This window comes from Vibrio ruber DSM 16370 (assembly GCF_900163965.1).
GTDB classification, from domain to species: domain Bacteria; phylum Pseudomonadota; class Gammaproteobacteria; order Enterobacterales; family Vibrionaceae; genus Vibrio; species Vibrio ruber.
Genome location: NZ_FULE01000039.1, coordinates 1 through 16,893 on the forward strand (window position 1 = coordinate 1; position 16,893 = coordinate 16,893).

24 protein-coding genes are annotated in these 16,893 nt (G+C 44.6%); 4 read left to right on the plus strand and 20 right to left on the minus strand.

The genetic code is table 11. The annotated features are described in order from the left end of the window. Positions 1 to 158: transposase (locus VR7878_RS14205; RefSeq protein WP_077333657.1), on the minus strand; the 158-nt coding region annotated here is incomplete at its 3' end. A 96-nt stretch (positions 159 to 254) separates the two neighbouring features. On the opposite strand from VR7878_RS14205, the gene VR7878_RS14210 reads away from it, so the two are divergent. Continuing rightward, complete coding sequence (locus VR7878_RS14210; protein WP_077336747.1) at positions 255 to 674, plus strand: secondary thiamine-phosphate synthase enzyme YjbQ; 420 nt, start codon at positions 255 to 257, stop codon at positions 672 to 674. A gap of 42 nt (positions 675 to 716) precedes the next feature. Here the strand turns inward: VR7878_RS14210 and VR7878_RS14215 are convergent, their stop codons facing one another. Beyond that, a complete protein-coding gene (locus VR7878_RS14215; protein WP_077336748.1) occupies positions 717 to 2,129 on the minus strand; it encodes a replicative DNA helicase in 1,413 nt (470 codons plus the stop codon). A 154-nt stretch (positions 2,130 to 2,283) separates the two neighbouring features. Between VR7878_RS14215 and VR7878_RS14220 the strand changes: the two genes are divergently transcribed. Next, entirely contained in the window at positions 2,284 to 3,039 is a 756-nt protein-coding gene (locus VR7878_RS14220) for a DUF481 domain-containing protein (RefSeq protein WP_205409471.1), read from the plus strand. Between the two features lie 122 nt (positions 3,040 to 3,161). On the opposite strand, the gene rplI is transcribed toward VR7878_RS14220, so the two are convergent. The 15 genes from rplI to fkpA all read right to left on the minus strand — a co-directional run bounded on the left by rplI (position 3,162) and on the right by fkpA (position 13,031). Further along, positions 3,162 to 3,611, minus strand: a complete 450-nt coding sequence (gene rplI, locus VR7878_RS14225) for a 50S ribosomal protein L9 (protein ID WP_077336750.1) — start codon at positions 3,609 to 3,611, stop codon at positions 3,162 to 3,164. Between the two features lie 33 nt (positions 3,612 to 3,644). Continuing rightward, positions 3,645 to 3,872 carry a 30S ribosomal protein S18 gene (rpsR, locus tag VR7878_RS14230; protein WP_000090471.1) on the minus strand — a complete coding sequence of 76 codons (228 nt, stop codon included), beginning with the start codon at positions 3,870 to 3,872 and terminating at the stop codon, positions 3,645 to 3,647. A gap of 15 nt (positions 3,873 to 3,887) precedes the next feature. Continuing rightward, a complete protein-coding gene (gene priB / locus VR7878_RS14235; RefSeq protein ID WP_072963721.1) occupies positions 3,888 to 4,190 on the minus strand; it encodes a primosomal replication protein N in 303 nt (100 codons plus the stop codon). Between the two features lie 8 nt (positions 4,191 to 4,198). After that, entirely contained in the window at positions 4,199 to 4,579 is a 381-nt protein-coding gene (rpsF, locus tag VR7878_RS14240) for a 30S ribosomal protein S6 (protein ID WP_077336751.1), read from the minus strand. A 196-nt stretch (positions 4,580 to 4,775) separates the two neighbouring features. Beyond that, positions 4,776 to 5,252 (minus strand): bacterioferritin, encoded by a 477-nt coding sequence (bfr, locus tag VR7878_RS14245; RefSeq protein ID WP_077336752.1) that lies wholly within the window; start codon positions 5,250 to 5,252, stop codon positions 4,776 to 4,778. A gap of 85 nt (positions 5,253 to 5,337) precedes the next feature. After that, entirely contained in the window at positions 5,338 to 5,526 is a 189-nt protein-coding gene (locus VR7878_RS14250) for a (2Fe-2S)-binding protein (protein WP_077336753.1), read from the minus strand. Between the two features lie 191 nt (positions 5,527 to 5,717). Next, on the minus strand, positions 5,718 to 6,902 hold the full coding sequence (gene tuf, locus VR7878_RS14255) for an elongation factor Tu (RefSeq protein ID WP_038181313.1): 1,185 nt from the start codon (positions 6,900 to 6,902) through the stop codon (positions 5,718 to 5,720). Positions 6,903 to 7,036: 134 nt separating this feature from the next. Further along, positions 7,037 to 9,133 (minus strand): elongation factor G, encoded by a 2,097-nt coding sequence (gene fusA / locus VR7878_RS14260; protein ID WP_077336754.1) that lies wholly within the window; start codon positions 9,131 to 9,133, stop codon positions 7,037 to 7,039. Between the two features lie 75 nt (positions 9,134 to 9,208). Continuing rightward, entirely contained in the window at positions 9,209 to 9,679 is a 471-nt protein-coding gene (gene rpsG / locus VR7878_RS14265; protein ID WP_077336755.1) for a 30S ribosomal protein S7, read from the minus strand. 110 nt (positions 9,680 to 9,789) lie between these two features. Beyond that, positions 9,790 to 10,164: a 30S ribosomal protein S12 gene (rpsL, locus tag VR7878_RS14270; protein WP_038181303.1), complete on the minus strand. Its 375-nt coding sequence runs from the start codon at positions 10,162 to 10,164 to the stop codon at positions 9,790 to 9,792. 135 nt (positions 10,165 to 10,299) lie between these two features. Beyond that, positions 10,300 to 10,575 (minus strand): sulfurtransferase complex subunit TusB, encoded by a 276-nt coding sequence (tusB, locus tag VR7878_RS14275; protein ID WP_077336756.1) that lies wholly within the window; start codon positions 10,573 to 10,575, stop codon positions 10,300 to 10,302. An 8-nt stretch (positions 10,576 to 10,583) separates the two neighbouring features. Then, positions 10,584 to 10,940 carry a sulfurtransferase complex subunit TusC gene (tusC, locus tag VR7878_RS14280; RefSeq protein ID WP_077336757.1) on the minus strand — a complete coding sequence of 119 codons (357 nt, stop codon included), beginning with the start codon at positions 10,938 to 10,940 and terminating at the stop codon, positions 10,584 to 10,586. Beyond that, entirely contained in the window at positions 10,937 to 11,332 is a 396-nt protein-coding gene (tusD, locus tag VR7878_RS14285) for a sulfurtransferase complex subunit TusD (protein ID WP_077336758.1), read from the minus strand. The genes tusC and tusD overlap by 4 nt, the downstream gene beginning before the upstream one ends. Then, the gene (locus tag VR7878_RS14290) at positions 11,329 to 12,051 is read right to left on the minus strand and encodes a helix-turn-helix transcriptional regulator (protein WP_077336759.1); all 723 of its coding nucleotides are present in this window, start codon (positions 12,049 to 12,051) and stop codon (positions 11,329 to 11,331) included. Before VR7878_RS14290 ends, tusD begins: the two co-directional genes overlap by 4 nt. A 194-nt stretch (positions 12,052 to 12,245) precedes the next feature. Further along, positions 12,246 to 13,031 carry an FKBP-type peptidyl-prolyl cis-trans isomerase gene (gene fkpA, locus VR7878_RS14295; RefSeq protein WP_077336760.1) on the minus strand — a complete coding sequence of 262 codons (786 nt, stop codon included), beginning with the start codon at positions 13,029 to 13,031 and terminating at the stop codon, positions 12,246 to 12,248. A 138-nt stretch (positions 13,032 to 13,169) separates the two neighbouring features. Here fkpA and VR7878_RS14300 point away from each other — a divergent pair, with 138 nt between their 5' ends. Beyond that, complete coding sequence (locus VR7878_RS14300; protein ID WP_077336761.1) at positions 13,170 to 14,150, plus strand: WD40 repeat domain-containing protein; 981 nt, start codon at positions 13,170 to 13,172, stop codon at positions 14,148 to 14,150. Between the two features lie 4 nt (positions 14,151 to 14,154). Further along, a complete protein-coding gene (locus tag VR7878_RS14305; protein WP_077336848.1) occupies positions 14,155 to 14,382 on the plus strand; it encodes a SlyX family protein in 228 nt (75 codons plus the stop codon). A 27-nt stretch (positions 14,383 to 14,409) separates the two neighbouring features. On the opposite strand, the gene VR7878_RS14310 is transcribed toward VR7878_RS14305, so the two are convergent. The 3 genes from VR7878_RS14310 to hflK form a co-directional block, all read right to left on the minus strand. Further along, positions 14,410 to 14,598 carry a DUF2065 domain-containing protein gene (locus VR7878_RS14310; protein ID WP_077336762.1) on the minus strand — a complete coding sequence of 63 codons (189 nt, stop codon included), beginning with the start codon at positions 14,596 to 14,598 and terminating at the stop codon, positions 14,410 to 14,412. A gap of 77 nt (positions 14,599 to 14,675) precedes the next feature. Next, on the minus strand, positions 14,676 to 15,656 hold the full coding sequence (hflC, locus tag VR7878_RS14315; RefSeq protein ID WP_077336763.1) for a protease modulator HflC: 981 nt from the start codon (positions 15,654 to 15,656) through the stop codon (positions 14,676 to 14,678). A gap of 2 nt (positions 15,657 to 15,658) precedes the next feature. Further along, positions 15,659 to 16,849: an FtsH protease activity modulator HflK gene (gene hflK / locus VR7878_RS14320; RefSeq protein ID WP_077336764.1), complete on the minus strand. Its 1,191-nt coding sequence runs from the start codon at positions 16,847 to 16,849 to the stop codon at positions 15,659 to 15,661. Positions 16,850 to 16,893: the final 44 nt, after the last annotated feature.

The following is a 16,893-nucleotide window of genomic DNA, read 5'->3' on the forward strand; positions in this document are numbered from 1 at the left end:
TTTTCTTGCTTGAGCTGCCTTACCCACTTATCCATTGTCGATTTACCAACACCCATGGCTTTTGCAGCTTCAACAACGGTGTAGTTTTGATCGAGAACAAGTTGCGCTGCTTCGAGTTTGAATTCCGCACTGAAAGTGCGTCTGGTACGCTTGGTCATAGTTTCACCTGTCATGCTATGAGGTGTATTTTAACACCTCTAATCAGGTGGCCAAATTCACCGTACCACTACACATCGTTCTAATAGGTGCTTACAATGTGGTCACAAACCATCATCTATCTTCAGGAGAAACCACGCGGATTTCACCTGATTACAGACGAAGTTGTCGAACAACTCCCTCAGATTCACTCTGTTTCCGTCGGGCTGCTCCATTTGTTTATTCAGCATACATCGGCCAGTTTAAGTATTAATGAAAACGCGGATCCGACGGTTCGGCATGATATGGAAGCTCACTTTAACCGCAGCATTCCGGAAAGAGCGCCATACTATCGACACACTTATGAAGGTGATGACGATATGCCCGCTCATATTAAATCATCCACACTGGGGGCAAGCCTGACGATCCCGATTACTCAAGGAGAACTGGCAATGGGAACCTGGCAGGGAATCTATCTGGGAGAGCATAGAAATCATGGCGGGCAACGAAAGATCGTGGCAACCATTTCTGGAGAATAGCCACATTTCTACGCTAAAAAATGAACTTGATGAGTGAAATAATCACTCATCATCAAAATCAAAGGCAGGCCCGGCATAGTTATCAAAACGGGAATATTGGCCTTGGAAGGTTAAGCGTACCGAACCGATCGGACCATTCCGCTGCTTACCGAGAATAATTTCAGCGGTGCCTTTCATGGCACTATCCGGATGATAGACTTCATCACGGTAGATAAACATAATTAAGTCCGCATCCTGCTCGATAGAGCCTGATTCCCGCAGATCCGAGTTGACCGGCCGTTTGTCCGCCCGTTGCTCCAGAGAACGGTTTAACTGGGAAAGCGCGACCACCGGTACATTTAACTCTTTCGCCAGCGCTTTCAGAGAGCGCGATATTTCTGCAATTTCCAGTGTCCGGTTATCGGACATTGCCGGAACCCGCATCAATTGCAGGTAGTCCACCATGATGAGTGATAACCCACCGTGCTCCCGGGCAACCCGGCGCGCCCGAGAACGAAGTTCCGTGGGAGTCAGACCTGAACTGTCATCGATAAACATATTCTTCTTTTCCATAAGAATCCCCATGGTAGAAGAAATTCTGGCCCAATCCTCATCATCCAGATTACCGGTTCGGATTTTAGTCTGATCGACACGAGATAAAGATGCCAACATCCGCATCATGATCTGCTCGGAAGGCATCTCCAGAGAAAATATCAGTACCGGTTTATCTTGCTCCATCGCAGCATTTTCACATAAGTTCATCGCGAAGGTTGTTTTCCCCATCGATGGACGCGCAGCGACAATGATTAAATCTGAAGGCTGTAATCCTGCAGTTTTCTTATTTAAATCAGTAAAGCCGGTATTAACCCCGGTGACACCATCCTGAGGACTTTTGTACAAAATTTCGATTCTCTCCAACGTTTTCTCCAGAATCGAATCGACATTTTGTGGTCCTTCATTTTCATTGGTTCGGGACTCAGCAATTGCAAAGACTTTACTTTCAGCAAAGTCCAACAGGTCTTCTGAGCTGCGTCCTTGCGGATCATAACCGGCATCAGCGATCTCATTGGCGACACCAATCAGATTACGCACTAAAGCTCGTTCAGCAACAATATCTGCGTATGCATTGATATTCGCAGCACTTGGCGTGTTTTTAGCAAGATCGGTCAGATAGGCAAATCCACCGACATCATCCAGTTGTTCTCGTTGTTCAAGATATTCGGAGAGTGTAATCAGATCGAGAGGTTTCCCACCTTCCAGAATCGATTTAATCCCATCGAAAATCAAACGGTGTGGACGGCTGAAGAAGTCACTGGTCACAACACGTTCGGCCACAGTATCCCACCGCTCATTATCCAGCAATAACCCCCCCAGAACAGATTGCTCTGCTTCTAGTGAATGGGGAGGCATTTTGATACCTTCAACTTGCGCATCAGTTTGCTTACGATTTCTGTTTTCAAACTTGGAATCAACCATGACTTTTCTCAATACCACGACAAAGTGTGCCCATTATAACGAGAATATCGGATTTGTAATTATCTCATGCAGAATTAACCCAGAACTGACTATTGACTGGACAATTCACTCTAGTATTGTCTCTAGCTTAATGGTCATTCTTTAGAGGTTTCGTGTGTTTAGGTATTGGCTGATGACCTTCAGTCTTTGTTTTATCAGTGCTGTTCATGCAGAAGAAGAGTCAACAGAGCAAGAAATGCCTGCGCCACTACAAGGTCAGGTCGAGCTCGGCTACCAAAGACATACTGGTAATACGAATACAGAATCGCTCAATGTCAATATATTGGCTGAGTACACGTCAGGAAGACACCGGACGACAGGCAAATGGGAATTTTACCGACTGGATAAATATGGCGGTGAATACAAGAGAAAATCGACCTACACCCTACAGTCCGACTACAAAGTCAGTCCGAAAGGCTATATATATAGTAGCTTTAACGGGATTGATTCCAAATATAGCGCTTATTTTAAGGACTATACCTTCTCGGCAGGTTATGGTTATCAGTTGACACATACCGATGCACTGACCATCGAGCTTGAATTGGGTCCGGGGTATCGCTATCAGAAACCCAACCTAGATGAACTCGACGACGATGACCTGATCTTTCCTGAAACGGTGAGAGAACCCATTGCCCGGGGCAATGCCAGAATTGATTGGAGTCTGACAAAAACAGTGACGCTTGGCAGTGATATCACCGTTGTCTCCGGGGACAGTAACACACTGATGACAACCAATATCAACCTGACCAATGATATCACTCAAAATCTTGCTTTAAAGCTGGATTACTCGCGCTCCTATCACTCACGCGTTCCTGATAGCCTCAAAAAAGCAGACAGTGCGACATCAATTAATGTTGTTTACCATTTCTGAATGCTAAACAGCGTTACCGTTTCTCATAATTGCCAGACCGGCACTACCGTTAAAAACGTGGGTTAGAGATAAAAAAAACACCAGCATAAGCTGGTGTTTTTTATACTGGACTGGCCGAAAAATTATTCAGCAACAACCTGTAGTTTAACTTCTGCAAACACTTCAGAGTGAAGTTGAATGCTGATGTCATACTCACCAACGTTGCGTAGAGCACCTTCAGGAAGACGAACTTCACTTTTGCTCACTTGAACGCCAGCAGCAGTCACTGCATCAGCAATATCGCGAGTACCGATAGAACCGAAGAGTTTACCTTCTTCACCAGCTTTTGATGCAATTACAACCGCTTCCAAAGCGTTTACTTTGTCGGCGCGTGATTGTGCAGCTGCCAGTTGCTCAGCAACTTGAGCTTCTAATTCGGCACGACGGTGCTCAAACATCTCAACGTTTGCTTTAGTTGCCATAACTGCTTTACCTTGAGGGATAAGAAAGTTACGGGCATAACCAGATTTCACGTTGACTGTATCACCAAGACCACCTAGGTTACCGATTTTATCAAGTAGAATAACTTGCATTGTTTAATCCTCTTTCTTAATAAACGGTGCCGATTACTGATGTTTGTCAGTGTATGGCAGTAGAGCTAGGTAGCGAGCACGCTTAATAGCACGAGCTAGCTGACGCTGATATTTAGCGCTGGTACCAGTGATACGGCTTGGTACGATTTTACCAGCTTCAGTAATATAGTTTTTAAGAGTTGCTACATCTTTGTAATCAATCTCTTGGACGCCTTCTGCAGTAAAACGACAGAATTTACGACGACGGAAGAAACGAGCCATGGGCTATCTCCTGATCTAAATTTGAGTAATCTCTTGAGCATGAAGTACCAATTTACCGACACCATTTCGGTCGGTCTGATAAGTCACAAAGCCACTTACCTTGATACTGCTGCCCTGTACTAAATTGTGAGTGAAAGACTGTGACCGCTGACCACTGACCACGACAGGCATTCGACAATAAACCTGTCTGGATAAATCCGCTTCAACAGCAACCGAACGATGTTCTAACCAAAAGCGACAATGTTCGATACCTGACGGACTCTGGCTTCGAATGGGATGCTTGACAATCGTACCGCTAAGTTCCATTCGATTGGTCATAAAATCAATTACTCAGCAATGTCTGCACTGTTTTCTTCTGACTTCACTTCATCACGCTTAGAACGCTCTTCACGAGCTTTCAGCATGATTGATGGTTCAGTCACAGCAGACTTAGTACGCATAATCATGTTACGCAGAACTGCATCGTTAAAACGGAAAGCAGTTTCCAGTTCATCAACAACTGACTGCTCAGCTTCTACGTTCATCAGAACATAGTGAGCTTTGTGCAGTTTGTTAATTGGGTATGCAAGTTGACGACGTCCCCAATCTTCCAGACGGTGAATTGTACCGCCAGCTTCAGTGATAGAACCAGTGTAACGCTCGATCATGCCAGCAACTTGCTCGCTTTGATCTGGGTGCACCATGAATACGATTTCGTAATGACGCATGTTTGCTCCTTACGGATTATTCAGCTTCCACGTTTGGCCCGGTCGTCCAGAGGAAGCAAGGAACGGTAAAGTAAGTGACCAGGAATTTAAGAGGTCGAATAGTACAGAAAGGAAGCAGTATTAGCAAGAGAAATATAACGATGAAGCACCATAAAATAAAGGACGGGCATCTTGCTCGTCCTCTGTATCTATCACACTAATCTTCATCAACAAATTGCGCCTGAAGATAATTCTCTAATCCCGTCATTTCAATCAAACCGAGCTGGGTTTCGAGCCAGTCTACATGTTCTTCTTCATCTTCTAAGATGTCTAGAAACAGATCTCTGGAAACATAATCACGAATATCTTCAGCATAAGCAATGGCCTCTTTCAAATCAGGGATAGCTGCCATCTCTAATTTCAGGTCACATTCGAGCATTTCTTTGGTATCTTCGCCAATCAGCAGCTTTCCCAAATCCTGTAAATTGGGGAGCCCTTCTAAAAAGAGTATCCTTTCAATCAAATGGTCAGCATGTTTCATCTCATCAATTGATTCATGATATTCTTTGTCCGCCAGCTGTTTGAGCCCCCAATCTTTATACATGCGTGCATGTAAGAAATATTGGTTGATTGCAATCAGCTCATTGGCCAGAATTTTGTTCAAGTGTTGAATAATTATTGGATCGCCTTTCATGACAAAACCTCCTCGTTGGCTCTATTAACTTTAGAACCCGACAGAGAAGTGTCAAATTTAAATCTGTAAAAACAGATAATTAGTTTCAACCCACTTGCTTATATTGAGATGCAACCGTTTCGTTCAAGATCTCCTTTGCCTGACGGACACACTTTCCGCATTGAGTCCCTAATGCAGTACAGCGCCGAATTCCTTTCATATCGCTGATTCCATCTTCAAGCACGAGCTGACGCAGCTTTTTATCAGAAACAGAATGACAGAGACAAACAATCATAATGGCACACACTACATAACAACACACAATACAAATATAAACGATAATCGTTATTATTTCTATAATTAACTTTTATTTTGCATACATCATCTGTAATACCATGGCGGCTCACCTCAATCGTGGTTTCAGCGCTGTAATAAAAAAGGGAAGCCGATGGCTTCCCTTTCTCTAACTTGTGTTAGCTCAAATCATTATGCAATGATTTTTGCGACAACACCAGCGCCAACTGTACGGCCACCTTCACGGATCGCAAAACGAAGACCTTCGTCCATCGCGATTGGGGCAATCAGTTCAACTGTCATCTGAATGTTATCACCTGGCATCACCATCTCTACGCCTGCTGGCAACTCGATGCTACCTGTCACGTCCGTTGTACGGAAGTAGAACTGTGGACGGTAACCTTTGAAGAATGGCGTATGACGACCACCTTCATCTTTTGACAACACGTAAACTTCTGATTCGAACTTAGTGTGTGGCGTGATTGAACCTGGTTTTGCCAGTACCTGACCACGTTCTACTTCGTCACGCTTAGTACCACGAAGTAACACACCAACGTTCTCACCTGCACGACCTTCGTCAAGCAGCTTACGGAACATCTCTACACCTGTACAAGTTGTCTTCGTTGTGTCTTTCACACCAATGATTTCAACTTCGTCACCAACTCGGATGATTCCTTGCTCTACACGACCTGTTACAACTGTTCCACGGCCTTGGATTGAGAATACATCTTCGATTGGCAGCAGGAATGCTTGGTCAATCACACGCTCTGGCTCTGGGATGTAGCTGTCAAGAGCTTCTGCCAACTCAACAATCTTCTTCTCCCACTGCTCTTCACCGTTCAGTGCACCCAGCGCTGAACCTTGGATGACTGGTAGGTCATCTCCTGGGAAATCGTATTCTGACAGCAGTTCACGAACTTCCATTTCTACCAGCTCAAGCAGCTCTTCATCATCTACCATGTCACATTTGTTCATGAAGACGATGATGTAAGGAATACCAACCTGACGGCCTAAGAGAATGTGCTCACGAGTTTGTGGCATTGGACCATCTGTCGCAGCAACAACTAGGATACCACCGTCCATCTGTGCTGCACCGGTGATCATGTTTTTAACATAGTCCGCGTGTCCAGGACAGTCTACGTGTGCGTAGTGACGTGTCGGTGTATCGTACTCTACGTGTGAAGTAGAAATTGTAATACCGCGCTCACGCTCTTCTGGGGCGTTATCGATTGACGCAAAGTCACGTGCTGCTCCGCCGTATACTTTAGAAAGCACTGTACAGATTGCTGCTGTTAGTGTTGTTTTACCGTGGTCAACGTGGCCGATAGTACCAACGTTTACGTGCGGTTTCGTACGTTCAAATTTTTCTTTAGACACGATCGTGTTCCTTCCTAGTTATGATTCACTCTAAGTAACGTACACTTAAAGTGCGCCAGAAATTGCTATTTTATGCGTCAACGTACGTCAACGCAATAGATTCGTTATTAACCACTATTTGCGACAAATAAAGGTTAACCACGCTCAGCGACAATTGCATCAGCAATGTTTTTCGGCACTTCTGCGTATTCAGAGAATTCCATCGAATACGAAGCGCGGCCTTGAGTCGCAGAACGCAGGTCTGTTGCGTAACCAAACATCTCAGAAAGTGGTACTTTGGCATGAATAATTTTCAGTCCCGCAGGGCCATCATCCATACCTTCAATGAGACCACGACGACGGTTCAAATCACCGACCACATCACCCATCCAATCTTCCGGAGTGGTTACTTCAACTTTCATCAGCGGTTCAAGAATAACGGGGTTTGCTTGCAGCGCACCTTTCTTGAATGCCATTGAGCCAGCGATCTTAAACGCCATCTCACTTGAATCGACATCGTGGAATGAACCATCAAAGAGTGTTGCCTTGATATCCAATACCGGATAACCAGCAAGCACACCGTTGTTCATTTGCTCCTCGATACCTTTTGCGACTGGGTTAATGAATTCCTTCGGAATTGCCCCACCCACAATTTCGTCAACAAAGACAAAACCTTCACCCGGTTCTGAGGGCTCAATTTTCAGCCATACATGACCATATTGACCACGTCCACCAGACTGACGAACAAACTTGCCTTCGACTTCCGTTCGACCACGAATGGTTTCACGATAAGCAACCTGAGGTTTGCCCACGTTGCAATCCACGCTAAACTCACGCTTCATCCGGTCAACAATGATATCCAAGTGAAGTTCACCCATACCAGATATCAGAGTCTGACCCGTTTCAGCATCAGTTTCAACGCGGAATGATGGATCTTCAGCCGCCAGTTTTCCTAGCGCAATCCCCATCTTTTCCTGATCCGCTTTAGAGCGTGGCTCTACAGCGATTTGAATCACAGGTTGAGGGAACTCCATTCGTTCCAGAATAACCTTATGATTCTGATCACAAAGCGTGTCACCAGTGGTGACGTCTTTCAAGCCAATCGCGGCAGCAATATCACCGGCACGAACTTCTTTGACTTCTTCACGTTTGTTTGAATGCATCTGAACGATACGTCCAACCCGTTCACGCTTTTGTTTGACCGAGTTATAAACTGCATCACCAGAATTTAATACGCCGGAATAAACCCGAACGAAGGTCAAAGTACCCACAAATGGATCCGTTGCGATCTTAAATGCAAGTGCTGAAAACGGTTCAGTATCATCGGCATGACGCTCAATCTCATTTTCATGATCATCAACACCTTTAATTGATGGAACATCAATAGGTGATGGTAAAAATTCGATGACGGCATCCAGAACAGCCTGAACCCCTTTGTTTTTAAATGCACTACCGCAAGTCGCCAGAACAATTTCATTATTCAGAGTCCGAGTCCGCAAACCAAGTTTAATCTCGTCTTCGCTTAACTCGCCCTCTTCAAGGTATTTGTCCATCAATTCTTCATTGGCTTCAGCAGCGGATTCCACCATATGGCTACGCCATTCTTCAGCCAGCTCGAGCATATCCGCCGGGATATCCTCATAAGTGAAAGTCATGCCCTGATCTTCATCATTCCAGTTAATGGCTTTCATCTTGAATAGGTCAATAACACCTTTAAATTCATCTTCTGCACCGATATTTAACTGAATCGGTACAGGTGTTGCGCCTAGTCGATCTTTAATTTGATTTACCACACGCAAGAAATCTGCACCAGCACGGTCCATCTTGTTCACGAAAACTAATCTCGGAACATGATATTTATCCGCCTGACGCCATACTGTTTCAGACTGAGGTTCAACACCAGAGGCACCACAAAAAACGACCACAGCACCATCAAGTACACGAAGAGAACGCTCAACTTCAATCGTAAAGTCAACGTGTCCGGGAGTATCGATAATATTGATGCGATGATCGGGGAATTGCGCCTGCATACCACGCCAGAATGTGGTCGTTGCTGCAGAAGTAATGGTGATACCGCGTTCCTGCTCTTGCTCCATCCAGTCCATGGTTGCTGCACCATCGTGAACTTCGCCGATTTTATGAGACAGGCCGGTGTAGAACAGTATACGCTCAGTAGTGGTTGTCTTTCCTGCGTCTACATGAGCACATATACCGATGTTACGGTAGCGCTCGATAGGAGTTTTACGAGCCACGGTTGTATCCTCTTAACTAAGGTGGACCTTAGAAAATAGAAAAAGTACTGCGGGAACCCCGCAGTACAGAAGGTATTACCAACGGTAATGAGCAAACGCTTTGTTTGCTTCAGCCATACGGTGAACGTCTTCACGTTTCTTAACCGCAGAGCCTTTGTTTTCTGCAGCATCCAGCATTTCAGCAGCCAGACGAGCAGCCATAGATTTCTCACCACGCTTACGCGCAGCTTCAACTAACCAACGCATAGCAAGTGCGTTACGGCGAACCGGACGAACTTCTACAGGAACTTGGTAAGTTGATCCACCGACACGACGAGACTTAACCTCAACCGCTGGGCGAACATTTTCAAGAGCTTCTTCAAATACAGCTAAGTGATCTTTACCAGATTTCTCAGCCATAGAATCTAGTGCAGTATAAACAATCTTTTCTGCAACTGATTTTTTTCCGTCAACCATTAGGATGTTGACGAATTTTGCCAGCAGTTCAGACTTGAACTTCGGATCTGGAAGGATCTTACGCTGACCAATTACGCGACGACGTGGCATGGATATTCTCCGTTGTCTTCTTCAGGTTATCCAAAACTTTTCAGTTTCTTCAAAATTAATATTTAAATTAGTGTTTGGCCTTACTTAACGCTTATTTCAACAGAGAAACATTAAGATTTAGGACGTTTCACACCGTACTTAGAACGACCTTGTTTACGGTCGTTAACGCCTGCACAGTCAAGCGCACCACGAACAGTGTGGTAACGAACACCCGGAAGGTCTTTAACACGACCACCACGGATCAAAACAACACTGTGCTCTTGTAGGTTGTGACCTTCACCACCGATATATGAAGTAACTTCAAAACCGTTGGTTAAACGCACACGACATACTTTACGAAGTGCTGAGTTAGGTTTTTTTGGTGTAGTAGTGTAAACACGAGTACATACACCACGTTTTTGTGGGCACGCTTCCAGTGCTGGCACGTTGCTTTTTGCAACTTGCTTCACACGAGGTTTGCGAACCAACTGGTTAATAGTTGCCATTAACTAGCTCCTGATTTACTTAAAGTAAGCTTTGTGAAAAATCTATACCCTATACAAATAGGGACGCAAAATTCTATGCACCGCGGGTAGATGTGTCAAGAAATATACAGTTTTTTTTTAGGATGGCAGGAAAACTTATTCCCAAGTCATTGCACTGTGGTGTTGTTCGGTCAATTCAACAAACCCCAGATAATTTGTCATGACCGTCGAGGGAGCGATTCGGTGGCAAATACCGCGCGCTTTTGCATCAGCTTCCAAAACAAACACGTTTTTTCCTTTCAGCCATTCGAATGCATAGTGCAAAGGGTTTGCCGCATAAACCGCGTCTTCGATCAGTAAGATGCTATCTTGCTCAGAATAGAAAGGATGAACTTGTTTTAATGCAGCGTCTGTTTTAATCACATGTAGCATAAGGTTTCTCAAAAACTCAAAACTTTATCTGCCTGATGCAGAATCTCTATCATGGTGTCATCGTGCACAATGGTCACAGGAATGATCAAATCATCTTCCGTCACGCCCCGTTGCCCTAATGCAGTCTCAGAGACAAAGACCTGATCAATATCATACAGATCGAGGAGTTTAAGCATCGGTGCATAATTCTTGCTGAGAATATCGTCTGTTTCCTGTCCCTGTAGAAGTTGTAAAACACCATCGCCCATGAAAACAACAGCAATGTTTTCACAATAAGCAGAGGCAGCCAACAGCGCATCAACCCCTTCTCTTCCGGAGCTGCGACCATGAGGCGCATGACGAAAAACATAAATCAAACGATTCAAAACTGGATAATCCTATCTTGGGTCAACATTGCCTCGGCTAAACTCCCCAGACCGGTCTGCACAAATCCATCTGCCAGATTATCTTTAAAGACACAATGTTGAGTCGCTTCTTTTTCACTCAAAATTCCGCGTCTCAAAGACGCAGCGACACAAGTTTCAAGGCTGACACCATGTTCTTGCGCCAAATTTTGCCACGCTTTGGCCAGATCGAATTCATCATTGGCAGGAACAGACAACGAGGTGCCGTTAGTCACACCATCCTGATAGAAAAATACGCTGACAAGCGTGTGTCCTTTCTGGATCAAAGCGCGAGCGAACTGATAAGCACTCCGGGCTGACTGAGTCCCGTAGAGTGGCCCATTCACAACCAACGTGTAAGTCAGAGTACTCACTTATCATCATCCTCAGTTTTACGCTGACGAATATAGAGATATACCGTATGTTTCGATATATTCAGACGATCAGCGACGCGGTTGATCGCATCTTTAATATCGAAGATGCCTTTATCGAATAACGCCATCACTATCTGCCGGTTTTTAGTATTATTCGACACGGATTTATCCGCATTGATTTCTTCAATCGTTCGCTCGACAGTCTGATCCACCAGCTCTTCCACATCACTGGCAAAATTGACGGATGATGCTGCGTCCTGTGCATCTTGATTGGGCATAAATGACTGCAATATCTGAGAAAATGGTGCATCAAGATTGACATTAATACATAGCAACCCAATCACACGATTATCACCGTTACGGATCGCAATCGTGATGGATTTCATTAATACACCACCTTTTGCCCGGGTAAAATAAGAACGGGAAAAATTCCGTTCAGACCCTTCAATATCTTTCAGCATTTTCAATGCTAAATCCGTAATCGGTGAACCAACCTGACGGCCGGTGTTTTCACCATTGGCGATTTTGATGGCAGAAGTATTCAGATCTTCCAGTGAATGCAAGACGATTTCACAAAACGGGCCGATCAGGCTTGCCAGACCATCCACAATTGCCTCATAAGAACGGAGAATGATTTTATCATGCTCTGTAAACGGTTTTACATGCACAGATTCAATTTCCAGTAACATGTCAGCATTGAGTGTCTCTGTCGTCGCCACGTTGTTCCAGCCTTCGAAAATATCAACAAATGAATGTAAGTTTATCAGAAAATTTTAAAGTATCGCTAAGCTATCGTAGCAACAACTGATTTAAAACAAATTTATGTCACCAAACTCAAAAAAAAGGCCTGATAAATCAGGCCTTTTTGATTGGAAATAAATCGCTTAAACAGTAATGTCACTGCAACCGCTTATTATTTACTATCTTTCTTTGCAGCATCCGCTTTTTCGACTTTCAACAATTCAACTTCAAATACCAGTGTTGAATCGGCAGGAATCGACGGTGTATCTCTGTCGCCATAAGCCAGTTCAGGTGGAATGACAAACTTGTACTTCGCGCCAACTTTCATCAGCTGGACACCTTCGGTCCATCCTGGGATGACTCGATCCAGTGGGAATGTTGCCGGCTCACCACGATCATAAGAGCTATCGAACTGAGTACCATCGATCAACGTTCCTTTATAGTGAACTTGCACGGTATCGGTTGCTTTTGGTGACTCACCCGTTCCTTTCGTCATCACTTGATACAGCAGACCTGACTTGGTTTTCTTCACGCCGTCTTGTTTCTCAAACTCTGCACGGAAATCATCACCGGCTTTCTTGTTCGCTTCTGCTTTCTCTTTGGCTTTTGTTGTTGCCAGTGTATTGAGTCGCTTATCAAAATCTTCCAATGCTTTACGAGCATCTTCATCTGTCATCGCTGAATTATTCGCAAATGCATTTTGAATCCCTTGCAACACAATATCTTTGTCCAGATCAATGCCATATTCTTTTGGCTTTTCAAGGCTTGTGCTTAGGTAATTCGCGAAAGAGACACCAATCGCATAAGCTGCTTTTTCATCATCTGACTTAAACTGAACCGCTGCTGGTTTGGCAGCATCCTGAGTCGCAGCTTTAGTTTCTTGTTTTCCTTCATCCTGACAGCCTGCTGCAAGCATGACAGCGGCAGCAAGAAACGACACTTTTAACAATGATTTCATTCAATTCTCCAAATACGTGGGCAAACCTTTTGTAATTACTCATAATTTCTTGACTAAAATTGATGAGCAACACATTGTTATACAAATATAACGTGATGTGATTCGAATGTCTTTAACTCTCAATGGAAATTCAGACTGATGCGAATATTTTCCCTTTATCTATTCATGTTAATTGTCAGTGTGACGTTAAATGGGTGCTTTTTCTTCACATCTCCCATCCAGAAGTGGGAGATCACCCCAGAAGGAGCGACAGCTTTCGGCCTGAGTCGGGACGGAAGATTTGCCCTGAGCTATTCACAACAAAATCAGCTTCAGCTCTGGGATCTTTCAGAAAACAAGCGACTCGCACTACTTGGCCCCCTCGATCAACAAAATAGCACTGTGACCAAAATCAAAATTTCAGATAATGATCGCTATGCCGTAACAGCCGGGCAGAATAATTTCGCCGTCTGGGACTTAGCTTGGACACAGTCTAAAGGGCTCTGGTCTATTTCAGACGGACTCATCAGAGATATTGATCTCTCAAAAGATGGCGAACAAGTTCTCATGGGTCTATCCAATGGTAAAGCCATTTACGTGGACTTAGTCAGCGGAAGGCGTATGGAGTTCCTCGCCCATAATGAAAAAGTTAACTCTGTTGCATTATCGCCCAATGGTCGCTTTGCTCTCACTGGTGGCAACGACTATCAAGCTTATTTGTGGGACACGAAATCAGGTCAGATACTAAGAAAATTTGAGCATGAACAACGCGTCGTGCGTGTCGCATTGCAGAGAGACGGAGATTTTGCATTTACATCCGATGGCGGAAACGAGGCCCGAGTCTGGGATTTACATACTGGCGAGGAAGTCTCTCACCTCCACAGTTTTGCCAGACAACTGATTTTTTCTGCTGTGCGATTTTCTGATGATGGGTCACAACTCATTACTGGCACGCCATCTGGTTATGTCGCTGTCTGGGATACGCAAAGCGGCGAACAACTTGATAAATTTTCAACAGAGCCGCCAAAAGTAGATCCACCGCCCCGCTCTGTCGTGTATGATGTTGCCTTTAATCAACAACATCATGTCATATCAGCAAACTCTGCTGGTATTGCAGAAGCTTGGGAATTGGATGAGTAATAAAATGGCCCCAGAAGAAGCAGAACGACTAGAAGCTCGAATCAATGATTTGGAGTGCCAGTTGGCATTTCAGGAAGATACCATCGAAGCACTCAATCAAGCACTCAGTCAACAACAGCAGACCATTTCCCGGATGCAAGACCAAATGAAGTTCATGGCCGGGAAGCTTAAAAATGTTAGCGAATCACCGCTTGCCGACTCATCTCAAGAAACACCGCCGCCGCATTATTGATATGCCCCAGATGAATCGGAATCACATCTATATGAGATAAAAATAGACAATTACAATACCGGCCACAACCAGACAACCACCGATTCGCCGCAGTAGAGAATTAGGTTGCTGGCTTAACTGGGAGAGCATTCGGCGCCAGCCATTGGGTGTCAGAAGCGGACCGATTCCTTCGGCAATCAGTAATAAACCGACGGCCAACCATATTGAATGAGACATAAGATTTGATTCCAAAAATAAAGGCTCCGAAAGGAGCCTTTATACTATGCTTGCTACAGATATACTATGCTTGACACTTATTTCGTGTTTTTACCTTTTGAGTTTTTCATATAACGGAAAAACTCACTGTCCGGATCAAGCACCAGAATATCACTTTTCTGGTTGAAAGATTCTTCATAAGCCTTTAAAGAACGCAGGAAGGTAAAGAATTCCGGATCTTGGCTGTATGAATCCGCATAGATTTTAGCTGCTTTCGCATCTGCTTCACCACGCGTTACACGAGCCGTTTTATCAGCCTCAGCCAGAATCGTTGCCACCTCAAGCTCAGCCTGAGCCTTGATGATTTCCGCTTTCTCACGACCTTGTGAACGGTGTTTACGAGCGACAGACTCACGTTCCGCTCTCATCCGTTTGTAAATCGATTCGCTAATCTCATCAGGCAAGTTGATCTTTTTCATCCGAAAATCAACAACGTAGACACCTAAATCTTTCATCGCGCTTTCACGTGTGCTCAGCAATACTTCTTCCATAATCTGGTCACGCTGACCATCGATTTTCAAAGCTTCTTTTGCCGCTTCCGTTGTCACGACTTCTGAATTTTCGCTGTCAGGTAAGACATTATTATCATCCAACGGGCCGGATACGATCTGTTTAATCTCTCGAGAACCGATCTCCGAACGTAATACGTCCGTTACCTTTCTCTCCAACAGTGCTTCAGCCGTTAAAGAACTCCCGCCTCCCGTAGCCAGATAATAAGTACCGAAATTCTGAATCCGCCACTTCACATAAGAATCGATGATGACGTCTTTTTTCTCTGCGGTAACAAAGCGGTCAGAACGTCCATCCATGGTCTGGATTCGAGCTTCAAGCACTTTGACCCGGTCAAATAAAGGCATTTTAAAATGCAGACCTGGATCATAGATACGGGCAATTTCACCATCTTTTAAGACACGTCCAAAACGAACGACGATGCCGCGCTCTCCTTCATGAATGACGAATACCGACATAAGGAAAACAATCAGAAGCAGCACCAATACAGGGATTATTAACTTACGCATTCTTAGTATCTCCCTTGTCGTGATCCAGAGCGTGGCTGTGCATCATCTTGATTACTACTTTTCTGCGACTCAAGTTCGATATGGTCATAAAGTGGCGATGACTTCAAATCTCTCTTGGTTTGCGTTTCTCCCTTCCCCGACAATTTATCAATTGGCAGATAGAGCAAATTACCACTCGACTTAGAATCAATCAGAACTTTCGATGAATGAGAATAGACAGCCTGCATGGTATCGATGTACAAACGGTTTCTTGTTACTTCCGGAGCCGCCTTATATTCCGGCAGTAATTTGGCAAACTGAGCAACCTGACCAGAAGCTTCATTCAGCACTCGTTCGCTATAACCTTGCGCTTCTTTCTTCAAACGCTCAGCACGACCGGTTGCCTTAGGAAGCACCTCATTTTTATAGGCTTCTGCTTCACGAATGAAACGCTCTTCATCTTCTCGGGCTGCAATTGCGTCATCAAACGCATCTTTAACTTGCTCCGGAGGACGAGCAGACTGAAAGTTCACATCGACAATCGTTAAACCCATATCATACTTCTTAATGATGTCATTCAATGTGTTTTGAGTCGTTTCGCGGATCTGCTGACGGCCACTGGTTAAAATGCTATCCATCAACGAGTCACCAATAACGGCACGCAGTGCTGAGTCAGTGGCTTGACGTAAACTATCGTCAGCACTCGTGACTTGATAGAGATATTTATATGGATCCGCTACCCGGTACTGGATATCCATTCCGACGGTAACCACATTCTCATCTTTTGTCAGCATCAGACCCGTTGCCCGTAATGAACGGATCGCCTGAACATTGACGGGTTCTACTTCATCAATAAAGCGTGCTCGCCAGTTCAAACCGGGATTGACGATATGGTCAAACTTACCCAGTCTCAGTAAAACACCCCGCTCGGCTTCACCGATAGTATAAAATCCGGAGAAAAACCAAATTGCAACGGCGATGACAGCAATGATTCCAAATCCAATGGAACCACCGCCGGGAAAAGAGGATCCTTTATTACCGCCTCCTTTCTTACCAAACTTACCGCTAATTTTCTGGCTCAGTTTATTGAACACTTCATCCAGATCCGGTGGCCCTTGATCACGGCCGCCACGGTCACCGTGGTCCTTATTACCCCACGGATCTTTATCACGGTCATTATTACCGTTGTTATTACCAGGCTCATTCCACGCCATTAGTAATCTCCATCATTTGATATGACGTTACACTCTAGCAGTCC

Bases quoted from the DNA above. Each gene is read 5' to 3' on its own strand.
- VR7878_RS14210 (WP_077336747.1), top strand. From the start codon at position 255: ATGTGGTCACAAACCATCATCTATCTTCAGGAGAAACCACGCGGATTT.
- VR7878_RS14215 (WP_077336748.1), bottom strand. From the start codon at position 2,129: ATGGTTGATTCCAAGTTTGAAAACAGAAATCGTAAGCAAACTGATGCG.
- rplI (WP_077336750.1), bottom strand. From the start codon at position 3,611: ATGCAAGTTATTCTACTTGATAAAATCGGTAACCTAGGTGGTCTTGGT.
- rpsR (WP_000090471.1), bottom strand. From the start codon at position 3,872: ATGGCTCGTTTCTTCCGTCGTCGTAAATTCTGTCGTTTTACTGCAGAA.
- priB (WP_072963721.1), bottom strand. From the start codon at position 4,190: ATGACCAATCGAATGGAACTTAGCGGTACGATTGTCAAGCATCCCATT.
- rpsF (WP_077336751.1), bottom strand. From the start codon at position 4,579: ATGCGTCATTACGAAATCGTATTCATGGTGCACCCAGATCAAAGCGAG.
- bfr (WP_077336752.1), bottom strand. From the start codon at position 5,252: ATGAAAGGCGATCCAATAATTATTCAACACTTGAACAAAATTCTGGCC.
- VR7878_RS14250 (WP_077336753.1), bottom strand. From the start codon at position 5,526: ATGATTGTTTGTCTCTGTCATTCTGTTTCTGATAAAAAGCTGCGTCAG.
- rpsG (WP_077336755.1), bottom strand. From the start codon at position 9,679: ATGCCACGTCGTCGCGTAATTGGTCAGCGTAAGATCCTTCCAGATCCG.
- rpsL (WP_038181303.1), bottom strand. From the start codon at position 10,164: ATGGCAACTATTAACCAGTTGGTTCGCAAACCTCGTGTGAAGCAAGTT.
- tusB (WP_077336756.1), bottom strand. From the start codon at position 10,575: ATGCTACATGTGATTAAAACAGACGCTGCATTAAAACAAGTTCATCCT.
- fkpA (WP_077336760.1), bottom strand. From the start codon at position 13,031: ATGAAATCATTGTTAAAAGTGTCGTTTCTTGCTGCCGCTGTCATGCTT.
- VR7878_RS14300 (WP_077336761.1), top strand. From the start codon at position 13,170: ATGCGAATATTTTCCCTTTATCTATTCATGTTAATTGTCAGTGTGACG.
- VR7878_RS14305 (WP_077336848.1), top strand. From the start codon at position 14,155: ATGGCCCCAGAAGAAGCAGAACGACTAGAAGCTCGAATCAATGATTTG.
- VR7878_RS14310 (WP_077336762.1), bottom strand. From the start codon at position 14,598: ATGTCTCATTCAATATGGTTGGCCGTCGGTTTATTACTGATTGCCGAA.
- hflC (WP_077336763.1), bottom strand. From the start codon at position 15,656: ATGCGTAAGTTAATAATCCCTGTATTGGTGCTGCTTCTGATTGTTTTC.
- hflK (WP_077336764.1), bottom strand. From the start codon at position 16,849: ATGGCGTGGAATGAGCCTGGTAATAACAACGGTAATAATGACCGTGAT.